Genomic DNA, 25442 nt, shown 5'->3' with positions numbered 1-25442 from the left:
CGTTTTCAGACAGTTCATTTCTGCAGGTTACAGACTCTGTTGATGATTACTTTAGGATTTGAACGACACTTACAGAATGACAGAAAGTGTTTGTGGCTTTCTGACCAGTTTTTTTAGTACCTCCTTCTTACTTAGAATTCTTAATTATCCCTCCACTCAATTGCTTCAGCTGGAAAATCAGTTATAATTGCTGAGCATCTCGTTTCTATTAACCTCTTTACATCATATGCCTCATTAACAGTATACACTCTTACAGGAAACCCTCTTCTTTCCGCCTCAATAATCAATTCATCGTCCATACTAGTAATGTGGGGATGCAAGCTATTAGCTCTTAGAGTCATTGCATAATTCCATGGTTCAAAGATTTTTTCTTGAAATAATATGGCGCAATGAACCTTGGGATTAAGTTGATGGATCTTTTGCAAAGCATAATGATTAAATGAGGAAATAATGATGTTTGGCACCATTTCATAGCTTTCCACTTCAGAGAGAACTGTTTCTTCGAAAAGCGGCGATTGAGTATATCTTGAATATTTTAATTCAATGTTCACAAATAGCTTCTCTTCTTTCGCCCATACAAGAACATCTCTCAATTCAGGGATGGGCTCATTCTGAAAGTCTTTAGAAAACCATGATCCGGCATCCATCCTCTTTAGCTCTTCCATTGTATAGTCTCTAACGTTTCCTATTCCATTTGTGGTTCGATCAATGGTAGCATCATGGATTACAGCTAACCTTCCATCACTTGTAAGATGGACATCTAATTCGATACCTTCAGCACCGACCCTTTTTGCTTCCTTAAAAGCCAGCATAGTATTCTCGGGACGAGTTCCAGAACTTCCTCGATGGGCAATGACCCTCACCAACAAATCTCCCCTCCAACTCTTTTGATTTCTAAAGATCAAGGTGCTTAGCAGGTTTATCTCCTATGAACCTAAGCACCTCTTTCAAATAAACTTATTTTTACTTCCATGAATCGATCAGGGCATTCACATTCCTTTCCAGCGTTTCTTTTATGTCATCTTCCACAGAACTTTTATCTAAGTGCTTTAGGAAATCTTGCAAATGTTTAATAGCTTGAGTGGTATGACCTTTTTGATAGTGATGAGCAGATTGATCTAGGCGATTATCGAGCTTTTTGTACGTTGAATGATCAATCGAGTCACTTTCTTTAAGTCCCATTAATTGAACTTTCAAAGATGCTACTGTTATTTCTACTACCACAGTCATTTCATCGGATTGAATGACCTGCCCATTATATGACACAGTAGCTTGAATTATAGTGGTACCCGCATTTTTCGCTATTAACTTGCGATCCACTATTTCGGCTATTTGAGGAGAAGCGTTCGACCATTCAATCTCATAACCATTTAGATCACCAGGACTCCCATTGGCTAGCGTCACCTCGAGATCAAGAAGGGCCTCTTCTCCTTGAGTCAACGTTCGTTCATCTAAAGAGATAACAGCCTCCTCTAGTGGAACCGGCATTTTATATAAATTTGCGCCAGCCGCATAATAGATATTACCTTCATCGTCTAAATCCATTAAATTGACTGAGCCTGAAATTAGCTGTTTACTTGCTAAAGTTTCTGGATCTATAACGGTTAACTTCCTACCTGCTGTAGTATAAAGTAGCCCCTGATTATCCCAACGGATGTAAAATGGACGCCATTGGCTTCCACGGTGAACGCCGGAATAAAGTTCTTTGCTTTTAATAACCTCTTTTGACTGCATATCCATTGCAAAAATCACTGAATTTTCTAATCCAGTATCGTCAAATCCCCATGCGACCCCCCACAAATTTCCGTCAGGACCAACTGATAGTTCCCCTATCATTTCAGGCGTTGCCAAACCATCTACTTGAAGATCAAATACTTGGTATTCTTCTGTTTCAACATCATACTCAAACATTTTTGCTATTTCTTCTGTAGGGTCAATACCCAACCCTCCAGCTATACTCGAACCGCCATAAACAAAACCGTCATGATAAGCTAATCCAATAATACTTTGGTTGCTAACGATGTTACGAATGCTTTTCCATTCATCAAGATCCTCATTATAAATCGTCAAGGAACCTCCTAGCTGTCCATAATCAGGGATTGTTCCTACAAATAGCTTGTTCTCACCAGACGTGAATGTAAATGGCCTGCTCTGTCCATCCTGTATGTCATACACCATTTCAGGATTGTTACCTGATCTACCATCGGTATATTCATATGGACTACTTGGATCATATTTATAAATACGCGCTCCACCATAAGCTCCCATATAGACATCTCCATTTAAGAAACCCATTCCTTCAATTTGATGTGGATCACGCTCATGTAAAATGTATTCTTCAGCTGATGTATCAAAAACCCCAATCGACCCCTGGTATCCACTAAGATAAACGTCATCATCGGGACCTATTTCCAAGCTTTGAATCGAGAGGCCTTGCATTTCCACTTCCGGATAACTCACTTTCACTTCATTTGTTTCTGGGTTATACACCGAATATTCAATTTGATGATGGAGAATGGCAAGAACTTCTGTTCCATCTTCATTTTTTATCCATTCAATTGCTTTTGCAGGTGAAGCTGGAAACTGTTCGATATCTGTTTCAACTTTTTCAATTTCATTGGTATTTAGATTATATGTCCATAATTCTCTCGCATTTTTACTTAAGAAATAAATGAGATCCTCATCATACGGAGATGGCGATGAAATTAAGCCGTCAAACGCATGTTGATCCCTCCAAGTTATCTGCTTTAACGTTTCATGAGTATTAACGTCAAGAATTAATAACGATGTCCCGTATGCAATAAACAACCGATCCCCGTATTCCCATATATTTGATACAGAAGAACTCCCACCAGTGATTGGCAGTTCGATCTCCTTCTTTTCACCAGTATTTCGATCCATTTGATAGAGGTAGGAGGTGGTTCCAATCCCTACATAAAGGTGATCTTCTGTAACCCCAAGACCTCGGGCATACTTCTGTTCATCATGAAATGAGCCAAGGTCTGTGAAGGTGTCGCTTTCAATATCGTATTCGAATGCTTTCGCATTCGGGTATGTGGCTCCATATATTTTCCCATCATCTGTTGCTTCTAGTTCCCACACCCAATTATCAGAAGGGTTTTTACCTACCTCCTCCAACCGCTTTTCATCAGTAACGTATCGATACAATACACCATTATAGGTGCCAGAAAAATAAACATTTCCATCCGATCCAACTGCCATTCCCCACACCACATCGTTACCAGGTAGTTTTTGAGAAAAAATCAGTTCCCCTGTTTTCTCATCTGCTGCAAAAAAAGTAGCTGGAGAACCATTTGTGGCATAATACAATTCTCCATTACCGATTGCTGCTCCCTGAGTCTTAGCCGCCAACGCAGCTGGACCCAGGTTGATTGGATCTCCAAAGTCATAAGGCATGTCCAGTTGTTTTCCATCAGTCTTTTCAAACAACTGTAACTGATCATAGTAGCCTAGCATTTTGGAAGTTGAAGTTTGATAGATAAATATTTTCACACCCGTCGCTCCTGTAGGAGCTGTGCCTGTTATGGATAGCTCTTGCCATTCTTGAAGGGGAAGATCCTCAAAATACTTGGCATTATTCTCGATGATTTTTCCCTCACGATCTATCCAACGCAACCAAACACCAGGGTTTCCTGAAATCAGGTTCTCGACATAAATCTTCCCTGAAAATTGATACGTTTTTCCCTCTTTAACAGAGATCGCTTCACTGAAGAGACCCACAACTCCATCATTCTCTACTTTCAAGCTGCGCTGTCCTTCGTATACCTCTTGTTTTGAGATATTCATTCCATTTTTATATCCGCCTGTCCAATAATCCCAGGAAGGCAAGTCAGAAGTAGAAGCTGGCTCTTCTTCAAAATCACCATTTTCTACAGACAACTCTTTCCATTCCTCCCCTTCAGAAGCTAAGGCCGGAGAGTTAAAAGTCGTTAATGAAGAAAGTGAAAACATCCCTAATAACAAAACAAGACAAACAGCCGTTGTACTAAGACACCTTTTATTCATTCATTTTCCTCCTAAAAATTTCTAACTAAGACTGACGACCACATACTAATTACCTGACATCACATACGAATCAATACTCCACCGATTGAAGTGAATCTTTCATTTCCATGTAAACTTCCTCAGTAATTTCCTTGTCTTTAGCTTTTTCTAAGTGTTTAAGTGCGTCCTGTACATGCTTTTTGGCTTGGTCTAGTCGATTATTTTCAGAATGATGAATGGCTTGTTTCACTTTATTGGTTAAAACTTTACTTAAAGAATGCTTTATATTTTCTTCTACTTCATGATGCTTAATGACATCTAACACCGATTTAAGTGTTACTTTGTCAACTACCTCAATTTTCATTAGATTTGTACCTGCAGCATAATAGATGTTCCCGTCTCCTCCAAGAGTCATTAACTCAGTAGATGTTGTATCCAGCGTTTTATATTCTAGTGTCTTTGGGTCGACTGCCGTTACATTTCCAGCTAGTGTGGTATACATGATTCCATCATCTGACCATCGAATATGAACAGGGCGCCACCTTCCTCTGTTTTCAACATCTGGGTAGATATTTTCACTTTTAACAATATCTAATGTATTAGGATCCATAGCAAAAATTATTCCGTCTGCCGCAGACCATAAAAGTCCGTCTGGACCGACACTCATACCACTAATCATTTTAGGCTGCGTTGTAGCCTTTGGAAGAATAGGTATAAATTCTTCTAACTTTTCACCCTTCTCAATATCCCACACAAAAAGTCTGGCTGCAGTTTCTGTGGGATCGACACCTAAACCACCATAAATGGTTGTTGAGCCATATAACTTGCCATCTTTTTCTGCAAGCCCAGTAATCGATTGGTTCTCCACCACGTTGTCGTATACACGTACATCTTCGACTGATGTTGGATTTAGAATAGTTAATGATCCGCCTAAATGGCCATAATCAGGTATGGTGCCGATATAAAGTTTTTGATCACCAGGGGTCATAACAAAAGGACGGTCTTGGTTCGGCACTTCATAAATTCTCTTAGGGCTTATTGTCGCTTCGGTTGTATCAAGTTGAAATATAGAAGCACCTGGATAGACTCCGAAATACATGTGATCACCTATAGCAGCCATTCCTTCAGCTTGTCCTAAGGAAAATGATTTAGACTCTCCAGTCTCTGTATGGTATACGGCTGCTTTACCACCGGGATACCCACTCATATAAAGAGAATCACCAGGACCTTTTTCCAAGGTTTGAAGTGGAATAGGGTTTCCTACAATGGGATATTGAGTGGTTTTCACTTTTTTTGTCTCCAAATTCATATAAGTTACTCCACCGCCAAATTGGACAGTGACTAAAGACACCCCTGGAAAATCAGGATCATTCGGTACTTCCACCCAGCTAGTATTGCGAAGGAATGTACCAAATGTGACACCAGTATCCTCAGCCTCCAACGTATCCAAATTAATTTCCTTCAGACGACTCCCTTGTAGGAAGTACACCTTATTGCTACCAGGTTGACCTTGGACGAGGCGGAGTCCTTTATTGTTTAAATAAAAAGTATTGCTCCACTCTCCCTGTTCAGTATCATAGAATAAAAGGGCATTACTGCCGCCACCCACTCCAGCTGCAATATATTTACCAGCAGCATCCATCTGCCAAATGCTGCTTCCTGGGGTTATATTTTCTGGTATATCAATTTTTTCATAGTCACCTGTTTCCACATCAAGCTTCACGACATGATTATCAACACCAACACCGAGGTATAAATAGCCGTCATGATAAGCAGTGGAGCGAGTATAGGACTGACCAGGCGCTACACTTCCGTAGTCTGTCATTTCTCCTGTACTCGGGTCATATCGCCCTGCTTTTGCGTTCGGATAAGAACCAAAATAGACGCGACCTTCTTCATCATAAGATAATCCATAAACTACGCTTTCACCAATACCTCCAAGATTCTTCACTTCTTGTGTATCTCGAGAGTATTCATACAGTTTGCCGTTCCCCCCAATATAAACATTGCCGTTAGGAACCGTTATATGGGTCCATGAACTTCCCGATCCTTCTAATTTATAAGTTCGTAGAACTTCCTCACTGGCAAGATCAACCACCTGGAAAATGGCAGGTTCACCTGAAGCTGTCGTATACATTACATCTCGACCATTTTCCTTTCCATAAGTAGAATCATAAATTGCTACGCTCTCTACCGGAGTGCCAAGGTTTTCAGGTTCACTGAAATTTTTTCCGATAGTCGCTGATACCCTCTCCGTTTGGGTAAAAACGGAACTAAGCACCAATAAAAAAGTGATGACAAGAATAAAAAAAACATTTAATATACCTTTCATTTCGTCATCTCCCTTTCAATTTTCACTCTTGTTAAAAGATAGAATGCGAAACTCCTTTCCTGAGATATGTCAACTTGTTCTACGCTTCGCTTTTTGATTGTCACCATCCTCCACTCTCAGACTTATACTCTCTTAAAAGACAGAGTACTCCTTAAAAGACAACCTACCATGTATCTAGGTCAACGTTATAAAGACCTAGAATAATGAGTTTCCCCATCAATGATGGTCTCTGTTACTTCCAATTCTTGATTCATGATGACAAAATCTGCAAGATACCCCGACTTTATTTGACCTAGTTTCATTTTGCTTCCACAAGCTTTTATGGGGACTTGAGTTGCCATATACACAGCGTCCTCCAAGGAGATAGCGCAATAGTCAACTGCATGTTTGATCCCTTCAATTAATGTAATAACACTACCAGCCAACCGGCCGTTTTTCAGTCTCACGTCATTCCCTTTTCGTATCAATTCCTTGCCTCGTAATGAAAACTCGCCATTAGTCAGTAAATTGTAGCCGGTGCAATCAGAGATGAGGGAAATGTTATCTTTGCTCTTCAGCTTATACAACAGTTTAATCATGCTTGGATTCACATGAACGCCATCTGTAATAAGCTCACATATCAGAGTGTCAAAATAGAAAGCAGCTGCAGCTGTTCCTGGGTTCCGATGATGCACAGGGCTCATCGCATTAAAGGTATGAGTCAGCTGACTAAGACCATGTTCAATTGCTGTCTCGATTTGTGCCATGCTAGCATTGGTATGACCTGCAGAAACTTGAATCCCTAAAGAGACCAGATGCCTTATGATGGATTGGTCTTCTATTTCTTCTGGCGCAAGTGTTATTTTAGCGATAATTGTTTGATAAGGTTCAATGATGGTTTTAACTTCTTTCCATGTTAATTCACTTATGAGGTTCTTGTTTTGAGCACCGTTATAGTGGGGACTAATCCAAGGACCTTCCAGATGAACGCCAAGTACTCTGGAGCCCTGCCTTGAAAAGGTATGCTGTTTAGCAGAATGAAGAAATGTATTGATATCAGATAGAGAGGCTGTGCGGGAAGTAGCGAGACAGGAAGTAACCCCATACTTTGGTAAATGATTGGATATGTATTTGAAAGCGTCCTCCCCTTTGTCCATAAAATCCTTACCGTCGACACCATGTATATGGATATCGATAAAGCCGGGGCAGATATATCCGTTCTTTACTTCTTTAACGGGGGCGTTTCCTTGCCTCATTCCTCCTATTTCGGTAATAGTATCATTCTTGATTTCGATTAACTGATCAGGGATTATCTTTCCGTTAGTAATGATGTCTCCTTTTAGATAGTACATGCTCTTCCCCTCACTTCTAATCTTGTACGGCTAAATAACTTGCTCCGATCATACTTGCATTATTTTTTAGCTTGGCACGCTTGACATCAATGGGAATGGGAGATTGAAGGCTAAGTTTGTTTGTGAAGTGTTCCCACCAATGCTCTCCTGAATCGATTATTCCTCCACCAATCACAATTCGATCTGGATCAAAAATATATTGAAGGTTCGTGACCCCGATACATAAATAGTTGATAAAGTGATCAACTATTTCTTTACAATGGTACGTATAATGCTGAAATAGATCTTTTGGCCGGTATTGTTTTTCTGACAAAATAACGTGATTAGAAATCATTTTCTCTAAAGCCTTACCAGAAGCATAAGCTTCCCAACATCCGTTCCTTCCACAGCCACACTTTTCACCGTTTGGGACCACGACCATATGCCCTACTTCTCCACCATAACCGTTCTTTCCATGAACTAGTTTATGATTATGAACGATTCCGGCTCCAATACCTGTTCCAAGCGTGACACAAATATAACTGTTCACACCTCGCGCCGCTCCAACTTCACCTTCTGCCCATGCAGCACAATTTGCGTCATTCCCAATAACCACCGGTACGTGAAACGCTTTTTCTATCAAAGACCTTAATGGAACTCCTTCTAAGCCACGAACGTTGGCAGCACGAACGATCATCCCCTTTTCAAAATCGACGATACCAGCTGAAGCTACTCCAATCGCACGAATATTATTGTCTTGGGCTACTCTGTTTATTGCTGTAATCAAACGTTCCGCCACGGAATTTTCAGGTGTTCGAATCGTTTCTTCTTTTATCAGCAGATCTTTCAAAAACAATCCTATTTTTATTTTTGTTCCTCCAATATCTACTCCAATTGTGTACATAGCTTCACCTCTCATTGGATAGATCAATACAGGCACCTTCATCTAGAGATAGTCGCCATTTCCTATAAGGTTATTGTTCGTTTTTGCTCGCTTGACTGGTATGCTGCTAAGGCAACTTCTAAAGCTTTTAATCCATCATAGCCAGTTATCGATGGCTCACGTTGTTCTTTCACGCATCCTACAAAATCATGAATCAAACCGAGATCCATATCCTTTCCATAGAATACGTGGTTCATTGATTCCTCACCATTTGAAAACAACCGGAAATGTTCTTTAAAGGCATCAGCCCTAACTGTCTGCTTTGTCCCAATTACTTCAATAGTGACGTCTCCCCAAACCGGATACTCTGCAAACCTTGACCAACTGGCATCATGAGAAGCTACGATGCCACCATCAAATTCTAGTGTCATGATACCGGCATCATCAATATCAATGTCATGAAAATAGGAATCTACTATGGCATGAACAGAGGCGACTTCATTACCCGTATACCAGCGCATGATATCAACCATATGTACCGTATGGTCTAATACAGCCCCTCCCCCCGATTGATTCGGGTCAATAAACCAGCCTCCAGGGTTTTGGCCACGGTTTGTTGTACGAAAAGCAACGATTTCTCCCAGTTCACCATTGTCAATGAATTGCTTCAATTTTTGGATAGGGGAACTGAATCGAACAGGAAAAGCGATTTGTAAGATAACCCCATTCTCTTCACATGCTTGTATCATTTCTTTCGCGTCACTTACATTTGTTGCAATCGGCTTTTCACATAAAATATGTTTCTTAGCTTGTGCTGCATTAAGCACCATCTCCTTATGACGAAAATTTTCGCTGCAGATGATAACAGCATCCATTTCTTGTTTTAAAAACGTAGTTTGGTCAGAAAAATACTCGCAATGATACTTCTTGGCAGCGCTCTTTCCACGTTCTAAACCCTCATCATAAATGCCCACCAGTTCTACACCCGACAATTTCTTCAACCCATCGGCATAGCTATAGGCATGCATATGAGCAAAGCTCATAATTCCTACTTTCATTACTCCTCCTCTCCTTTAACGAGATCCTTCCATTTTTCCAACTGAGTGCGTAGATCAGCACTTACTTCATGGCCAGCTTTTAAGATAGAATCAATTGAATAGGTAAAGGGCATATAGGGATTCTGATTGGATTTGACTTGGCACAGGTCTTCACTGTTAAACTCGATTATTTTTTTGATTCCACTCCATTCAAACTCCAATCCCTCTCGGTCCATGAAGGTATATTCCAAATGAGCCATTGAACCTTGCCTGAAGTTGACGGTAAGAATGACATGCTGTGGATCAACTTTTCGTTTGGAGTGTATCACCTTAACGTGCTCGGGTTTCCCAAGAAGTTTAGCTATGACAAACAAATCTTCGACAATAATTGCTTTCGTGTTTCCTATTGGTACGTTTCTTCTAAAACGCAGGACACCCTTTCTCTGCTCTGCAATAACTTCTTTCACTTTTTCGAAAAAAGGGTAAATATCTAGTTCAAAATACGTAAAAAGCCGACCTCGATCCGATAAGTTCTCAGGAAGATTTCTATAGGGAATGAACTCCTTGTGACTGGTGGAAAAAAGATCCACCTTTTCTGTATATTCCGAGACAAATACCACTTGATCGCGCATTGAATCGAACATTTTCCGCTCAAGTTTATCCACCTTTTTCACCTTAATAAGCGATGAATCAAAATCGATTTTTTCAGAATTACCATAGACGATATCCATCAGACAAACACCTCCCTATTTCAATAAATGTCTCAAACGGTTCACAGCTTCTTCATTGGCAACTTTTGCATCATCTTTACCCTCATATTCAATTGATAGATATCCTTTATAACCCACTTCTTTAAGCCCGTTCACAACATAAGAGAGATCCACTTCTCCGTCTCCCGGCACGGTCCCAATCAATTCAACGCCCTTTATTGACTTAAACCCCTTAATGACTTCATCTGATTTTTTTTGACGAAAATCTTTAAAATGCACATGAACAATCACTTCTTTGAGTCGATCAAATGCATTCAGAGGACTTTCATGAACCAAAAGGAAGTTTCCTGTATCAAAAGTTGACTTCACAAACGGGCTATTAACTTTTTGAATGATTTCGTCAACTTGAGTACTTTCGCCAGCCAGTAATCCGTGGTTTTCAATGGCTAGGTAAACCTTTTCCTGCTCGGCAAGGGGCGCACACTCTTTTAACCCCTCAACAATCCAACCCTGTCCCACTTCGTAAGTCAAATCACCACGTAAATCACCGCAAAATACTCGGACAATATTACAACCTAATTCCTTTGCCACACGGATGCCGTCTTTTACTTTATTTACTTCTTCCTTTCTCTCAGCCGTTGATTCCCTGACGAAATTATTGGTTACATCATAGGCAGAGACTTTTAAGTCATGCTTCTCCAAAGCTTCTTTTACTTGTATGATTTCAGCTTGATTATTTCGTTTATCCTTCCAATAAATGTCCAGCAGCTCAACACCATCCAAATGAATGGCATCGGCATAAACAATAAAATCAATAATGTCCCAATTTTCTTCTCGGATGACTGATGCTAAGCTATACATACTCACGCTAATGTTCATTCAAATCCTCCTCGACTTGACTTTGAATTGATTTAACATGAAGGCTGCCTGAAACTTAGTGATAGAATTCTTTCGGCCATTCCAGCTCAAAACCAGACGCTCTAAGTTCATTTTGAAATTGATGTAGTAAGTTATCATCCTCTCTTACCTCTTTGGGACTCATTTTCTTCTCTAAACAAAAAGCCACTAGTTCCCCACAAGCCTCCCCAATATTCCATTCTGTAGGGTGCAGACGGTAACAGCCGTTAGTTATATGAGTCGTGCCGATATTTTTGCAGCCTGCTAAAAGATTTTCCATACCTTTAGGGATGAGTGCTCCTAATGGTATATGAAATGGGAGGGCATCGATATCCAGATAATTGCGCCCAGACATACTAGGATGTAAATCTATACTGTAAGATCCTATCCCAATACGATCCCTGTACAATTCGCCTGTTTTTCCTTCATTGAAATCAGGGGAAACATCTTTTTCAGTGATGCAATACTCTGCTTTAATACGTCGAGACTCCCGGATATAAGCACTTTTGGCTAGTCCATCATCCGTATCAAATACGTCATATCGGAGTTTTAATTCAGGGTACCCTTTCCCTCCATCAGGACGGGGTGCTTCTGTCTGAAGCCAATATAATAAGGAAAGGCTTAGTTGCTTTGCCTGGTATACATGTTTCTCTTTTTCCTGTGGCGATACATCGTAAATGTTACCTAACATATAATCGTTTTGCGGCCAGTTCATTAACGAAATATCACCACTAGGAAGCGGAGTTACATACAGGTTAGAATCGAACATTCGCCGGTATTCCCATAAAGGAAATCCCTGTTCTTCTCGAAATAAAGTATATTGCCGTTTCTTTTTGGTTATAGGATGAGGCGCATAAAAACTCAACACTTTATCTGGCCAAAAATCAGGCTGATATTCACGCCAGAAGTCGTACATTTCCGGCCTTTCAATCTGGTGATTTTCTCCTATACGGTATTCCATCGCTAAAACATAAGTGAAGGCCTGTATATCATCAGGATCTGCTGTATCCAGCGCATGTGGCTCTTCCGTCTCTGCTTTTGATTCTGCTCCTCTTACATAATCTAAATTGGCTAAAGGGAGTAGATCACTTGATTCCGTAGCATCAATAAAATAAGGAGCCTGGGCCGTTTCCCCTGAAGCCAAACGGACTGTTTGAACAGCTTTCTGATTACGTTTCACATGCTCAACTTTTGTTCTAAGCATAATAATCAGTTGATTAGTCATAGTAAATGGCAGGAGCATTTCAGTTAATACATGAAGGCTAACTCGTGGATCATGGCATATGTTGCTGACTAGTCCATTTCCAGGATTTAGAGGTTCTTTCGTTTCGGTCATTTGCATCATACGTTCATATGACTGACGAACATTTTCTCGATAATCCCTGTATCGTCTCGTACAACCAAAATCTTCAATCCATTCATGTTCATCAGGAGGTACCCCCTGGGAAGTCACCTGTCCACCTAACCACTCTGTTTCTTCTATTAAAAGAACGCGAAGGCCTCGAGAACATCCAGCAAGAGCTGCAGCACAACCACCTAATCCACCGCCTATGACTACTAAATCTACGCTTATGGTACTCATTAAAAGTAAACCTCTCTTCCTGACTTTGCAGACTCGTAGATAGCATTTAGCATTTTCATGACTTCAACCCCATCTGAGACTGGTGCGATATTTTCTGTACCGTCTAAACAGATCGAGACGAAATGATTGATTTCATTTTGAAAAGCACATTCAAAATCAAAAACTAGACTATCAATTTGAGGAGTTATATTTAAAATAGTGCTATTCTTTTCCGTCACCATAGCAAGCTCAGGCTCAATTTCAGCACCACCTTTATCACCAAACAGCTTAACAGATACTTCGTTTTTCAAAGCTTGCAGAGTAAAACTGACATCTAATACTAGTGAGGCCCCATTTTCAAAACGTATCATCGCATTTGTCAAATCTTCTACATCATTAAGAGCGGGGTCATAATCGGCAGCTTGGTAGAATGATAGGTTTTCTATATGACTCCGGTTCCCTAGCTTGTTATATGTGTTTCCGCTAACCGAGATAGGACGAGGGCGTCCCATCAAATACCAGCTGATATCAATCATATGAACCCCTAGGTCTATCAATGGTCCGCCTCCTGATTTAGATTTATCGCTAAACCAACCACCTGGATTGCCAAGCCTGCGTAAGCAAGAGGCTTTTGCATAATAAATATCACCAAGCTCTCCTTGGTCAATGAACGTCTTCAGTAATTTAGCATTGTCTCCATGTCGTCTTACAAATCCCACCTGTACATTCTTACCGGTACGTTCTGCAGTTTCCTGGACTCTTTCAGCCTCTTCAACAGTAATACTAAGAGGTTTTTCTACTAGTACGTGTTTACCAGCTTCCAAAGCAGCGACTGCAATTTCAGCGTGGGTGTTGTTCCATGTACAAATACTTACGGCATCAATCTCACTGTTTTGCAACAACTCTCGATAATCTGTATACAGTTGCACTATGTTGTATTTTTTACCTTTTTCATTAAGACGTTCCTCATTCACGTCACAAAAAGCTGTTAAATCCACTTTAGCGTTAGCCTGATAGGGTTCAATGTGATATTGAGATATGGAACCTACCCCGATGACTCCAACCTTTAGCATAAATTAAAGTCTCCCTTCTAAGTTAGGAATACGAAATTTCTTGTTGCTTCTCTGATGATTCATAAACTCCGCACAGCATTTTTAGCACTTCATATCCTTGATCACCACTCGGATGTGGATGAGCGCCAGTCCGTATACAGTCTATGAAATGCTGTAATTCTTTTCGAAATGGACTGTTACTCTCGACGTACGGATGCTTTTTTACAACCACACCATGTTCTTCCTGGAAAATAGTTAAAGGCGACAGTATTCCTCCGCCTTTATCTCCGAATATTTCGATCGACATATTCCCATCTTGTTCCCCATTCATGGCCCAAGCTATTTCAAGGGAGAGGGTGACTCCATTACTGAAACGAATCCAAGCTGATCCGAAATCTTCAACATCAAAAATGGAGGAAGCATTCAACTCTTTATTACTCGATTCCCAGCTTGATGAATAACGTGTATTATACGGACCAATTGCTTTCAAGGTCTGCCCTGAAATAGACTTGACGCTCGGAATTCCGATCAGCCACCAAGCCAAATCCAATACATGAATTCCAATATCCATCATCGCGCCTCCCCCAGCCAGAGCTTTGTTCGTAAACCAGCCCTTCGGGGTTCCTCTTCTGCGAAGTAACTTAGCTTTAACATAGTAAATATCGCCTAATTCGCCTCTATGAATATATTCTTTCAAAATTTCGGCATCATCTCTAAAGCGATGCGTCATTCCTACCATCGTCATGACATGATGTTGACGGGCTAATTCAAGGTATTCCTTCACTTGGAACAAATTTGTACCAATTGGCTTTTCCATCAGCACATGAATGTTCTTTTCGGCAGCCATGCGTGCAATGGGAATATGTGTTGTATTAGGTGTACAGATCACTACAGCGTCCAATTTTGCAGTGTCCAACATCGTTTTTGTGTTACTAAAATGCAGAGGAATATCGTAAGTATCCGCTATTTGCTTAGCTCTCTTCTCGCTCAAATCAGCTACTGCTGTAAGGGTCACGCCTTCCAATTCTTTGAGATGTACCAAATGGCTTGTTTCTGCAATTGTTCCTAGTCCTATTATTCCTATATGAACCTGTCTCATTTCCTTCCTCCTGCAACTAATAGTTAATAACGCTTGTCAGCATACTCGTCTGTTTACCAAGTAAACTTTCGTATGCCTCTACTGCATGTTCGAAATCGATTTCACTGGTTAAAAAGGAAGAAACGTCGATTCTTCTTTCACTCACGAGCCGAAGGTATTCTGATACATTCCGTCCTTCTGTCCAGCGGACAAATCCGTATGGGTAATCTACCGCTTGAGCTTCATAAACCTTGTCATAGCGTCCCGGTCCTCCTGCCCTTGAGATAAGGATTTGAGCTTCTTTACTGAACATAAGATTCCTTGGAAAGTCGGGTTCGATGTCTCCAACGATCACCACTTTCCCTTTATTACGTATCCATTGAAGTGATTCATGTGTAAGTGGGGACTTTTTTCCTCCTGCACAAAGTAATACGGCGTCTGTCCCATAACCACCTGTACTTCTATGGATCTCCTTTTCTAAGGAAGCCTTATCTGAGAAACCACGTATGTTAGCTTCTTCATGTAGCATTTCTACTCGTTCTTCATGTAGATCGTAAGTGAAGACGTCATAGGCAGCTGCATCTGAAATTTTTGCGATCATTTGTCCTAATAACCCGAGGCCTGCGATCACAACGGTTTCTCCAAATTCCAGCTTTGCGATACGAAGAGCATGGATGGCGATGGCTCCAATACCTGCAAGAGCTGCCTCTTTAGCATTCACATTTTCAGGGACCTTCGCATACAAGGTTTTGGGCACGAGCATATAGTCTGCATGCTGAACATATGGAGCGCCATAGCAGGCTACATAATCACCTTGTTCTACGTCCTCAATACCATCTCCGCATGCTTCAACTACTCCCATAGCACTGTAACCTAACCCATTTTTTTTGTTTATACTGTTTTTAATAATAGTAGCTTCTGTGCCAGTGGAAATGATCGAATGCATCGTCTTGACCAACACATAATTAGCTTTAACCTCTAGATCTGGTACTTCCTCAATGTCAACACGTTGATTGGCAGCAATAATTTGTCTCATTTCCCTCACACTTTCTTTGTCGTTTTAAACCACTTATTCAAATTCGCTCGAACAAAATCATCATCATGCAAATGGGGATAACTTTTGTAAACCCTTTCAATTTCAGCTGATTGCCCAGGACTTAATCGCTCTGTTTCATCCAAGCACCAGTTCCCTTTTAAAATCCCTTGACGTGTAAGGACTTCATTAATGCCAGCTATACATCCTTTAAATTGGTTGTGCGCATCAAAAAAAGCCGCGTTAGCATCGGTAACCTCCTGGGCTAACGTTAACAATTCACTTGTTATGGTTGTCTGTCCCTGTCCTGCTTTGATTTCCTCAAACAGTTCGACGACTCGTTTTGTCCAGACCGACCAATGCCCGAGAAGCCCGCCCGCAAACGATTTTTCCACGAGTCCCTTCTCTGTGTTTATTTTGAAAACGGTCAGCAAATCATTGATAATATTGTCATCATTTCCAGTATAGAGTGCTATCTCTTCGTTACGTTTGGAGTTTGCCACTGCCCTTACAACATCTAAAGTAAGATAACGATTAAAAGGAGCGATTTTGATTGCGTGAACGTTAGGAATATCAGCAAATTTACTCCAAAAATCATAAGATAAAATCCTGCCGCCTACTGACGGCTGTAAATAAAAACCAAACACAGGGATTATTTCAGAAACTTGTTCTGTGCGATGAATAAGATCGTCTTCCGATAATTCATCCAAACCTCCCATACTGAGTAACACGAGATCATAGTCAAGATTTTTGGCTAGTTTTGCTTCTTCCATCGCTTGTTCGAGCGGCCCACAAACTCCCGCTATTTTGATCAAAGAATTTTCCTTACCAGATGATTTTATTTCTTGCATAGCTAAAGTGAGCACTTTTTCAAACAAACCCACTTCTGGATCCCGAATTTCAAACTGGGTGGTATGCACACCAACAGCAAGTCCACCGACCCCAGCGTCAATATAATAGCGAGTCAAAGCACGCTGTCCAGCGTCATCCATTTTCTTTTCACTGGTCAAAGCTAAAGGGTGGGCAGGAATAACGGTTCCCTCTTGCAATTTCTTTTTAATTGCTAGATTAATCATGTTAAAAAGCTCCTTCACGTTCTTGAAAATGGGTTGGCTTGTCCAACGTCAAACCTTCACCTTGTACCCATGCTGCTATCATATTGATCATTTCCAGAACCGATACTTTTGGATAACCAAACATCTGGTGAGATTTAGAAGCGTTATTAAGTAATGCTGTTGGTTCTTCTTCATTAGCAAAGATCGCTTTCTTGTTAAAACGCTTTGCGAATTCTTCTGCCAGCCATCGTACCGATAACGTTTCTGGACCCGTCACATTCAGAATTTCTGGCGGATAATCACAATGAAGTAATGAACGTACTGCGTATTCATTCGCATCTCCCTGCCAAATCACATTTACGTTTCCCATTGTTAAATCAATCGTCTTACCTTCGTTTACTTGTTTTGCTATTTCCAACAAGATACCGTAACGGAGGTCAATCGCATAGTTCAATCGAAACATCAGCATAGGAGTCCTATTTTTATGGGAAAAGTAAGTAAAGATACGCTCTCTACCGAGACAAGATTGAGCGTACTCCCCGATTGGATTTACCATCGTATCCTCAGAGCAATTATTACTCGAAATCATTGTCAATGGATAAACATTGCCCGTGGAAAATGAAACAATTCTGGAGTTTTTAAACTTTTCAGCGACTCTTCCTGGCAAATAGGCGTTCATCGCCCAAGTAAAATGTTCATTTCCAACCGTTCCAAATTTATTGCCAGCCATAAAGATAATATTCTTTACCATTGGGAGAGATTCAAGCGCCTGATCATCAAGCAAATCAACAGCAATGGTTTCAATTCCATAGTCGTTTAATTCCTTGTTGAGATTCCCTGTAGAAAACCTTGAGACGCCAATCACACGTTTTTTAACGCTCGTTTCGTCGATAGCTCTTCTAACCATTTTCGCTAAAGTGGGACCCATTTTTCCCCCAACGCCTAGGATCATAATATCTCCGTCTAGTCTTGCTAGATCTTTCTTCAAATCGTTTGAGGGCTTTGTCATAAAATCCTCTAATTCTGCAATTGTGTTCATCTTTTCACTCCTATTCTAAAATTCACAACCTTATATGTTTGAAATTTCTGATTATTAATTACCTATCATTCTAGAAACTAGGGCATTAAAAGACAAGTCTTAAAAGTGTCTTTATTTACCGAGGGATTAACATTAACTAATTAAATTTTTGACAATTTAGAATTTTGAGTATAATATAGACGCAACTAATCTATAAAGACAAGTCTCGAATGCGTCTTTTAACGGGAGCTGATGAAATGAATATTCCAAATGTTGAGAAGGGAGCATCAGATATCATTATCGGTGTCATTGGTCCTGATGCGCTGATCATTAAAATTAAAGAGACATTAAAATCTTTTCCAAACTTTAAGCCGATATTTCGTACTGTAACGCCTTCAACCAATGTTACAGATATTGCTAAAGAATTAATGGCTGATGTAGACGTTCTGATGTTTACAGAATCTCAACTCTATTATTTTGCCAAGCAAATGTTGGATTTTTCAATTCCCGTTCACTATATCCCGTTGATGGGCACTGGTCTTTACCGAGCATTATTTTTAATCAAAAATAACTATGAGTGCAAACAATTATCCATAGATACGATTGATGAAAAATATGTACAGCAAATTTTGTATGAACTAGATGAACAATCTTATGAATACAACATCTTCCAATCTGATAACAGCCCTGCCATGATTAGTGACATTATTAATTTTCATGCCCAAAATCACAAAGAGAATCAATCGATAGCATTAACAGGTATCCAAGATGTTTCTAAGAAGTTAACCGAGATGAACATCCCGCATGAATGGGTGACACCGACACACCAGGATATGGTTGTTTCTTTAGAACGTGCCTTACTTGCAACCCGAACACGTCAAAACAAGGAATCCCAAATCGTCTTCGGCCTTATTGATCTCGACCATTTCCAAAAAGTTACCGAGAAATACCCTTCTGAGCACGATGTACAGCTTTTAAAGCTTCAGATACAACAAATGCTGTTAGATTATATAAAACAATTAGATGGCCACTTAATTAACCTTGGAGGTGAAGAATACTCCTTCATCACAACTCGTGGAATATTCGAGCGCGAAACGAGAGGTTATAAATTTATTCCACTGCTACAAGATACTAAAATTAAAATAGGAATCACTTTAAGTATCGGTGTTGGGTTCGGCAGTACTGCAGCAGAAGCTGGAAATCACGCACGCCTCGCTCTTCGACAGTCCAAAGGACTAGGAGGTAACGTATGTTATATCGTCCGTGAAGATAGAAGTGTTCTTGGCCCCGTTGACATAGCGATTCACACACAATACGAACGTTATGATTTATCCGTGACTGATGCCCAACTTTTAGATAAAGCAGAGCAAGCAGGTATGTCTGCAGCCTATATGACTAAGCTCATGGCTAGGGTCGCCCGCCATAAAAAGTATGACTATACAGCACAAGAACTAGCTTCTACACTTAAAATCACCGTCAGGAGTGCTCATCGAATACTATTAAAATGGATGGACGCTGAATTGGTCGATATTGTAGGAGAAGAAAAAGTAACACATAAAGGAAGACCACGTCGAATCTATCGTCTGTCATTCATATTAGAGGAAGAGAAAGTGAAATAACTGCGACACGAGAAAACCCCTTTCTACCCCTTCCTATTCAGCAACGTTGCCCAACTTTTAGTCTACTTTCATTAGTCAAATGAGAAAGTGTACAATGTCTATAGTCTTATCAATTGAGACGTACGGTTTACCATTCCCCAAAAATGGAACAAGTCGATTTAGCAAACTAGCATAATAGGCTCTTTAATTATTGGAGGCGTTTACATGAGCGCTTCCTTTCTCAAAATCAAAATGAATAACAGTACAAACTGATTATTCCCACTAATGTTGCCCTTTACTGTACCTAGCCGTTCATCTTTCCATTTTCTTGTTAGTAAATGGTGATTATGGGTTGCTCGAACCTCCACAGAATCCACCCCTGAACCCTAAATTCGTAGAACCGCTAAGAAAAAAAGATACCTCAACTCTCCTCCCTTCACGTGATAACCTTCTTGAGAATTGTTCATAAGCTTAGTAAAAGCAATGGCATGAGAGGAATCAATCCCTATCATGCCAATAGATAAATTTGTCTTACTTCCCCTATCCTTCCTAACAAGCTACTTTAAGCCGGACATTTGAATTCCTTCTGTGAAATAGCGCTGGAAAAACAGGAAGATTAAAAATGTTGGAATAAAAGAGATCGTTGAACCAGCCATTTCAATTCCAAAGTTCCCTTCTTTACCAAGTAAAGAAGCAAGACCTACCGTGACAGGGAACATCTCTTCTTTCGTCATATAAATAAGCGGCTGGAATAAATCATTCCAATTGGAGATGAAGGAAAATGTCCCAACTGTTGCTACAACAGGTATGGACAACGGTAAAATGACTCTAAAAAAGATTTGGATATCATTTGCTCCGTCCATACGTGCTGCTTCCTCTAAATCATCAGGTATGTTTTGTAAAAATTGTCTTACTAAGAAAACACCCATAATCCCCCATAGCTCTGGAACGATCAAAGACCAGTACGTGTTAATCCATCCAAAGTCAGCGAACATGATGTATTTGGGAATGATTAAGAGTTGCTGAGGTATCATGATTACAGCCATGAATATCCAGAAAATAACTTCTCGTCCTGGAAACCGCTTCTTCGCAAATACATAACCTAACACAGCGCATAAAAACATCTGACTTCCAACTGGCACAATTGTGATCACGATTGAGTTAAAGATCCACCTTAAAAATATCCCATCTGTGAATATATAAGCATAGTTTTTTAGTACCGGCTCAGTAGGTATCCAGAATAATGGATCCACCTGAGCATATTGAACGTCTTTTAAAGAACCCAAAGCCATGACGATGAATGGCATTAAGAATACAAAAGCTAGTAGCAATAATGCTATATACTTGATAATGGTTTTAAGCAATAACACCTTCTCCTTTCTTACACAACCCTACCTAATAGATTGCTGAATCTTTCCCCAAGTATTTTCTTTGTATCAAAGAGATCGTCAGGATGATAAAAAACAAAACATAGGAAAGAACGGCGGCATAGCTTAGATTCAGACTAGTAAACCCTTGCTCATATAAATAATAGACAATGGTGGTTGTCGAGTAATTCGGCCCTCCGCCTGTAAGCAAAAAAGTTGAGTCAAAGATTTGGAAAGAACCGATAGTTGTGATAATAGCTACATAAAAGTGAATCGGTTTTAACAAAGGAAAGGTGATCTGCCAAAATATCTTCATTCTTGAAGCCCCATCAATACGGGCAGCTTCATATAATTGTTTAGGAATGGACTGTAAACCAGCAAAGTAATAAATCATCGTACTTCCACTGACTTTAAAAATACTTAAACCTGCAAGAACCATGAGGGCCTGACCAGAATCAGCCAAGAAAAGCTGTGGATCGATCCCGAACAGCCCTATGACATAGTTGACCATCCCTGCTTCTGTCCCATTGAATAACCAACCCCAAAGACCTGCAATAATGACAAAGGAAGTAACGACAGGTAAGAAGAAAATCCCCTTGAAAATCTTTGAGAACTTTACTCCACTATTGATAATCAAGGCTAATATCAAGCCCATTGCCATAGTCGGAATAATATAGTAAATGGAGAACAACACCGTATTCCAAATAGATTTCCAGGCAAGCTTATCACTCAAAAATGCTGACCAATGCTTTAAACCAACAAATTCAGGAGTTCCGATTACTTTCCAATCCAAGAAGGTAAGAACAAAACTAAAACCGAATGGAAAAATTTGAAATATAAGAAAGTGAATCAAAGCTGGAATTAAGAAAATGTACACAATAGCATTTCGGTTCCATTCCCTAATGAAACGCTCTCTCAAAGATAGACTACTCTTATTTGATAATTTCATCGTTAACTTTTCTTCCAGTGTAATCACCTTATTTCATATGTAAATTAGAACAATGAGTATGTTCATCTGCTGGACAACCATCCTCATTGTTCTTATCGTGCAAGTTACTTGTTAAGCTTGGCTTTAATTGCTTCTGCAGCAGCATCAGCAGCTTCCTGAGGTGTTTTCTTACCTTCCATCATCGTCTGGACTTCTGCCTGGATCAAAGGCATAATGTCACGGCCAACAGGATGGATAACTCCTGGTAATGCATACTGGGTATAATCGGAAAGCTGACTTAAATATTCTTGATCGTCAAAAATATCTTTTGCAGATTCTCGAGTCGGAATATATTGAGTCACTTCATTAAACTTACGTTGATTCTCTGTATTGGTAATCGTTTTGACAAACTCAGCAGCTGCTGCTTTATTGTCACTATTAGAAGGAACAACAAACATCCCGGTAGTACCATAAGTCACTTTTTCTTCGTTCTGGAGTGGCTCCCCAATCGCAAAGTCAACAACATCTTTACTCAACAAGTTTGTTAATGTGATACCAGAACCAAGCGTGGCCATAATTTCTCCATTATCCCAAAGAGCATTATGTTCCATAGCTGTAATAGCATCCTTAGGTATCTTACCTTCTTTATACATATCATTAATAAATTCAAATGCCTTGACTGATTTAGAAGAATTAATCAGTACTTCGTCATCTTTAGTAATGATGTCACCGCCAGCCTGCCAGATCCATGGATAGATCGTTCCATTCATGGAGCCACCACCAGGATAAGTCATAGCATAATATCCTTTTTCTTTTGCTTTATTAGACCATTCTTCAAACTCTTCCCAAGTTGTAGGCAAATTCTCTGGATCTTCTCCGATCGCTTCAATAATTTCCTTATTGTAAAAAAGGGTATATGCTTCTTGTAGAATTGGTAGGCCGTATGTTTTATCTTGCCAGGTCGTAGAGACAAGAGCCGTCTCTACAAAATCATCCATATCCATGTCTTCTAAGTAAGGATCTAATTCAAGGAGCATTCCTTCATCAGCATATTGTGGCATTTGGTCCGGAATAGCATAAAATACGTCAGGTCCATTATTCGCAGCTAGAGCTGTTAGAATCTTTTGGTCTCTATTTGACCACGGGATCTGTTCAAAATTAACTTCAACACCAAACTCTTCTTCATAAGAAGTAATGACTTCCTCCCACATTTCACTTTCCTCGTCGCTTTGCCCGGCAAATGGATGAGCCCAAACTGTAATTTCACCGGAAATCTCTCCATCTTCTCCTGCATCCGTTGTTTCATCTGCACTACAGCCTACAATGACGAACATCAAAAACATCAAGCCAAAGAAGTAACCAAATCTCCTCATTCAAAAACCCCCTCAAAATTTTAAAGTTAAATCTAAAGCTACTACCTGTGCGACTGATGAACAGCTTATCCCATTAAAGAGCATCGCGTTATTGGAGAGTGAAGATTTTTCTCATAGTAGTTTGCTAGAGAAAGATGGGACTCATAGCCGTTCAGTAAAAGATTCTAAATTGCGTAAATTTTCTATAAGTTATTTCTAATGGTATGTCTTTTCTTATCAATAGACAAGTCTCTTAACTGTCTTTAAATGGATACTGATAAACCAATTTAATAGAGGGTTGCAAAACGAATGCTCTCTCACGTATAGTTTGTTATCAAAGGGAGGGACTTTCATGAGTGGCTGGGAGAGGTTCAATAGAGTAGCTTTTTGGATGCTTAAAGCAGCTTACATAAACTTGTTATGGATTCTCTTTACGTTGGCCGGACTAGCCATTTTTGGTATTTTCCCTTCTACAATCGCTATGTTCACGGTAGTACGGGCATGGCTTAGAAACAATGAATCATCAATCTTCCGTACCTTTTCCAAATCATTTCGAAAAGAATTTATTAAAGGAAATGCCTTTGGACTAATCTTTATTTTTATTGGGGCTTTTCTATATTATGATTTTCAGTTACTTAGCGTAAATGGAGGAAACTTAAATTACTTTTATCCAATCCTAATTTTGGTTTCCATTATCTATGTATTCACTTTGCTATTCTTCTTCAGTGTCTATGTCCATTTCAGACTTCCATTCTTCCAATACTTGAAACAATCTTTCCTTGTGGCGGCTGCCTCTCCAATGGAGACGCTACTAATCGTGGTTTCAATCATTGTGATATATGTCCTTTTAATGTTTATCCCTGGTATCATTCCACTATTCACCGGGAGCATTCTTGCCATTATCATCACTTGGCTAAGTCATCGAGCATTCAAAAACATTGAAAAGAAGCAATTAAACTATAAAGTATGAGCCTGGTATAGGAATATAAATAAGGAGCTTAGCCTGAACCAGGTTAAGCTCCTTTTCACAAATAGTTTCTCGCTATGAACGAGAAACTATTTGTTAGTTAAATCAGCAGCAATATTACTAAACTCTTTAAGGTAATAGAGGTAATTTTTATTTCCGTAATTGATTTTCTTGTTATACATTTTTGCGATAACGACGTTATTTTCGGGGATTACAAGCAACGTTGGCCCAGTCACTCCTATTATTTGGTATGAACCAGCTGGAACTCTGTCGCCTATTTCACTCATTTCTCTAGGTTGATCATGAACATACCAGAAAAAACCGTTACGAGGTAACTCTGGATTTAATTCATGAGGTGTATGAATTTCAGTAGCTAATTCAATTACTTTTTGGGGAACGATTTGTTTTTCATTAAACTTACCTTTATTTAAGAAGAGACTTCCCCAACTTGCAAGGTCTTGAGTAGATACATAGAGATTTGATTCTGTACCGTTATCAGTACTCCCTGTTGCATCTTCTCCATCTTCTTCTGGGTTAGTAATGACATGTACCAATTCATCATAATGTTTAGTTTCCCACCAGGTTTGATAAAACCCCATGGGAAGTAGAACTCTTTTACGTAACAGTTCGGTAAAAGGTATACCATATAATTTATTGATTAACCGCGTCATAAGCTTAATATTTATTCCTCTGTATGCCCAACTTTCACCAGGATTGAATTCTCTAATCACCTCACCATTCGTATTTTCATCTAATCCATGAGTATGTGTGACTAAATGTCTTATTGTAACCTTGCTAAATAATTGAGGACTTAGATCATCAAAATAATTAGTAATAGAATCATTGACATCTCTTATTTTCCCTTCATGTATAGCATAAGCGACACACAAACCTAAATAGATTTTTCTAACAGAAGCTACATTAAACCTAGAATTCCTAATGATAGGACGTTCATTATTATTGGAGTGAACGCCACTATAATGCTCTAAAACCACCTGATCATCTTTCAATATTAACAAGGATGCTGCTGAGCAATGATTTAACTCTTTAATGTTCTCAACCCAAGAAACTAATTTCTCATACCTTGCTTTCACTCTATAACCACCTCCTTTACCAATTATTTCAAATCATTATAGTTAACTTAATACAAAAGTTTAGCTCTTTCAATGTATAAATGCTTAAGCGATATTTGCTTGAATAGACTTTCTATACTTAATTGTAGATAAACATTCTCCAATAATTTAAACAAACCAAAAGCC

At 39.6% G+C, this 25442-nt stretch carries 21 protein-coding genes; 2 read left to right on the top strand and 19 right to left on the bottom strand.

Annotation, left to right across the window (positions count from 1 at the left end):
* Positions 1–140 precede the first annotated feature (140 nt).
* The 14 genes from ACXAEY_RS02815 to ACXAEY_RS02750 form a co-directional block, all read right to left on the bottom strand.
* Positions 141–863, bottom strand: coding sequence for a glycerophosphodiester phosphodiesterase (locus ACXAEY_RS02815; protein WP_474810362.1), 723 nt, complete (start codon positions 861–863; stop codon positions 141–143).
* A gap of 100 nt (positions 864–963) precedes the next feature.
* A complete protein-coding gene (locus tag ACXAEY_RS02810; protein WP_474810360.1) occupies positions 964–4026 on the bottom strand; it encodes an FIMAH domain-containing protein in 3063 nt (1020 codons plus the stop codon).
* 70 nt (positions 4027–4096) lie between these two features.
* Complete coding sequence (locus tag ACXAEY_RS02805; RefSeq protein ID WP_474810358.1) at positions 4097–6337, bottom strand: FIMAH domain-containing protein; 2241 nt, start codon at positions 6335–6337, stop codon at positions 4097–4099.
* Between the two features lie 185 nt (positions 6338–6522).
* Entirely contained in the window at positions 6523–7668 is a 1146-nt protein-coding gene (nagA, locus tag ACXAEY_RS02800) for an N-acetylglucosamine-6-phosphate deacetylase (RefSeq protein ID WP_474810356.1), read from the bottom strand.
* Between the two features lie 16 nt (positions 7669–7684).
* Positions 7685–8551 carry an ROK family protein gene (locus tag ACXAEY_RS02795; protein WP_474810354.1) on the bottom strand — a complete coding sequence of 289 codons (867 nt, stop codon included), beginning with the start codon at positions 8549–8551 and terminating at the stop codon, positions 7685–7687.
* A gap of 62 nt (positions 8552–8613) precedes the next feature.
* Entirely contained in the window at positions 8614–9588 is a 975-nt protein-coding gene (locus tag ACXAEY_RS02790) for a Gfo/Idh/MocA family protein (protein WP_474810352.1), read from the bottom strand.
* Positions 9588–10298 (bottom strand): hypothetical protein, encoded by a 711-nt coding sequence (locus tag ACXAEY_RS02785; protein ID WP_474810350.1) that lies wholly within the window; start codon positions 10296–10298, stop codon positions 9588–9590. The genes ACXAEY_RS02790 and ACXAEY_RS02785 overlap by 1 nt, the downstream gene beginning before the upstream one ends.
* Before the next feature lie 15 nt (positions 10299–10313).
* Positions 10314–11156 carry a sugar phosphate isomerase/epimerase family protein gene (locus ACXAEY_RS02780; protein ID WP_474810348.1) on the bottom strand — a complete coding sequence of 281 codons (843 nt, stop codon included), beginning with the start codon at positions 11154–11156 and terminating at the stop codon, positions 10314–10316.
* 55 nt (positions 11157–11211) lie between these two features.
* Positions 11212–12756: an FAD-dependent oxidoreductase gene (locus ACXAEY_RS02775; protein ID WP_474810346.1), complete on the bottom strand. Its 1545-nt coding sequence runs from the start codon at positions 12754–12756 to the stop codon at positions 11212–11214.
* On the bottom strand, positions 12756–13808 hold the full coding sequence (locus ACXAEY_RS02770) for a Gfo/Idh/MocA family protein (RefSeq protein WP_474810344.1): 1053 nt from the start codon (positions 13806–13808) through the stop codon (positions 12756–12758). Before ACXAEY_RS02770 ends, ACXAEY_RS02775 begins: the two co-directional genes overlap by 1 nt.
* 22 nt (positions 13809–13830) lie before the next feature.
* Positions 13831–14886, bottom strand: a complete 1056-nt coding sequence (locus ACXAEY_RS02765; RefSeq protein ID WP_474810342.1) for a Gfo/Idh/MocA family protein — start codon at positions 14884–14886, stop codon at positions 13831–13833.
* Between the two features lie 16 nt (positions 14887–14902).
* Positions 14903–15901 carry a zinc-dependent alcohol dehydrogenase gene (locus ACXAEY_RS02760; protein ID WP_474810340.1) on the bottom strand — a complete coding sequence of 333 codons (999 nt, stop codon included), beginning with the start codon at positions 15899–15901 and terminating at the stop codon, positions 14903–14905.
* 5 nt (positions 15902–15906) lie between these two features.
* Positions 15907–16974 (bottom strand): dihydrodipicolinate synthase family protein, encoded by a 1068-nt coding sequence (locus ACXAEY_RS02755; RefSeq protein ID WP_474810338.1) that lies wholly within the window; start codon positions 16972–16974, stop codon positions 15907–15909.
* Position 16975: 1 nt separating this feature from the next.
* Complete coding sequence (locus ACXAEY_RS02750; protein ID WP_474810336.1) at positions 16976–17992, bottom strand: NAD-dependent epimerase/dehydratase family protein; 1017 nt, start codon at positions 17990–17992, stop codon at positions 16976–16978.
* 209 nt (positions 17993–18201) lie between these two features.
* On the opposite strand from ACXAEY_RS02750, the gene ACXAEY_RS02745 reads away from it, so the two are divergent.
* Positions 18202–19590 carry a GGDEF domain-containing protein gene (locus ACXAEY_RS02745; protein ID WP_474810334.1) on the top strand — a complete coding sequence of 463 codons (1389 nt, stop codon included), beginning with the start codon at positions 18202–18204 and terminating at the stop codon, positions 19588–19590.
* Between the two features lie 200 nt (positions 19591–19790).
* On the opposite strand, the gene ACXAEY_RS02740 is transcribed toward ACXAEY_RS02745, so the two are convergent.
* From ACXAEY_RS02740 to ACXAEY_RS02725, 4 genes are all read right to left on the bottom strand, one after another.
* Positions 19791–19937, bottom strand: coding sequence for a hypothetical protein (locus ACXAEY_RS02740; protein ID WP_474810333.1), 147 nt, complete (start codon positions 19935–19937; stop codon positions 19791–19793).
* 189 nt (positions 19938–20126) lie between these two features.
* Complete coding sequence (locus ACXAEY_RS02735) at positions 20127–20876, bottom strand: carbohydrate ABC transporter permease (RefSeq protein ID WP_474814712.1); 750 nt, start codon at positions 20874–20876, stop codon at positions 20127–20129.
* An 88-nt stretch (positions 20877–20964) separates the two neighbouring features.
* Positions 20965–21885, bottom strand: coding sequence for a carbohydrate ABC transporter permease (locus ACXAEY_RS02730; protein ID WP_474810331.1), 921 nt, complete (start codon positions 21883–21885; stop codon positions 20965–20967).
* Positions 21886–21989: 104 nt separating this feature from the next.
* Positions 21990–23237: a sugar ABC transporter substrate-binding protein gene (locus tag ACXAEY_RS02725; RefSeq protein WP_474810329.1), complete on the bottom strand. Its 1248-nt coding sequence runs from the start codon at positions 23235–23237 to the stop codon at positions 21990–21992.
* A gap of 331 nt (positions 23238–23568) precedes the next feature.
* On the opposite strand from ACXAEY_RS02725, the gene ACXAEY_RS02720 reads away from it, so the two are divergent.
* Positions 23569–24186 (top strand): YesL family protein, encoded by a 618-nt coding sequence (locus ACXAEY_RS02720; protein ID WP_474810328.1) that lies wholly within the window; start codon positions 23569–23571, stop codon positions 24184–24186.
* Between the two features lie 86 nt (positions 24187–24272).
* Here ACXAEY_RS02720 and ACXAEY_RS02715 read toward each other — a convergent pair whose 3' ends face one another.
* Complete coding sequence (locus ACXAEY_RS02715; RefSeq protein ID WP_474810326.1) at positions 24273–25277, bottom strand: serine hydrolase domain-containing protein; 1005 nt, start codon at positions 25275–25277, stop codon at positions 24273–24275.
* Positions 25278–25442 lie beyond the last annotated feature (165 nt).

The organism is Anaerobacillus sp. ABA4_114 (genome assembly GCF_056159065.1).
Note: the sequence above shows the minus strand (reverse complement) of the source record. Positions and strands in the feature narration are given on the sequence as shown.

Coding starts and splice junctions, on each gene's coding strand:
- ACXAEY_RS02755 (WP_474810338.1), bottom strand. CDS start 16,974: ATGATTAATCTAGCAATTAAAAAGAAATTGCAAGAGGGAACCGTTATT.
- ACXAEY_RS02720 (WP_474810328.1), top strand. CDS start 23,569: ATGAGTGGCTGGGAGAGGTTCAATAGAGTAGCTTTTTGGATGCTTAAA.
- ACXAEY_RS02775 (WP_474810346.1), bottom strand. CDS start 12,756: ATGAGTACCATAAGCGTAGATTTAGTAGTCATAGGCGGTGGATTAGGT.
- ACXAEY_RS02785 (WP_474810350.1), bottom strand. CDS start 10,298: ATGGATATCGTCTATGGTAATTCTGAAAAAATCGATTTTGATTCATCG.
- ACXAEY_RS02735 (WP_474814712.1), bottom strand. CDS start 20,876: ATGCCATTCATCGTCATGGCTTTGGGTTCTTTAAAAGACGTTCAATAT.
- ACXAEY_RS02805 (WP_474810358.1), bottom strand. CDS start 6,337: ATGAAAGGTATATTAAATGTTTTTTTTATTCTTGTCATCACTTTTTTA.
- ACXAEY_RS02730 (WP_474810331.1), bottom strand. CDS start 21,885: ATGAAATTATCAAATAAGAGTAGTCTATCTTTGAGAGAGCGTTTCATT.
- ACXAEY_RS02795 (WP_474810354.1), bottom strand. CDS start 8,551: ATGTACACAATTGGAGTAGATATTGGAGGAACAAAAATAAAAATAGGA.
- ACXAEY_RS02810 (WP_474810360.1), bottom strand. CDS start 4,026: ATGAATAAAAGGTGTCTTAGTACAACGGCTGTTTGTCTTGTTTTGTTA.
- nagA (WP_474810356.1), bottom strand. CDS start 7,668: ATGTACTATCTAAAAGGAGACATCATTACTAACGGAAAGATAATCCCT.
- ACXAEY_RS02760 (WP_474810340.1), bottom strand. CDS start 15,901: ATGAGACAAATTATTGCTGCCAATCAACGTGTTGACATTGAGGAAGTA.
- ACXAEY_RS02780 (WP_474810348.1), bottom strand. CDS start 11,156: ATGAACATTAGCGTGAGTATGTATAGCTTAGCATCAGTCATCCGAGAA.
- ACXAEY_RS02770 (WP_474810344.1), bottom strand. CDS start 13,808: ATGCTAAAGGTTGGAGTCATCGGGGTAGGTTCCATATCTCAATATCAC.
- ACXAEY_RS02750 (WP_474810336.1), bottom strand. CDS start 17,992: ATGAACACAATTGCAGAATTAGAGGATTTTATGACAAAGCCCTCAAAC.
- ACXAEY_RS02790 (WP_474810352.1), bottom strand. CDS start 9,588: ATGAAAGTAGGAATTATGAGCTTTGCTCATATGCATGCCTATAGCTAT.
- ACXAEY_RS02725 (WP_474810329.1), bottom strand. CDS start 23,237: ATGAGGAGATTTGGTTACTTCTTTGGCTTGATGTTTTTGATGTTCGTC.
- ACXAEY_RS02745 (WP_474810334.1), top strand. CDS start 18,202: ATGCGTCTTTTAACGGGAGCTGATGAAATGAATATTCCAAATGTTGAG.
- ACXAEY_RS02765 (WP_474810342.1), bottom strand. CDS start 14,886: ATGAGACAGGTTCATATAGGAATAATAGGACTAGGAACAATTGCAGAA.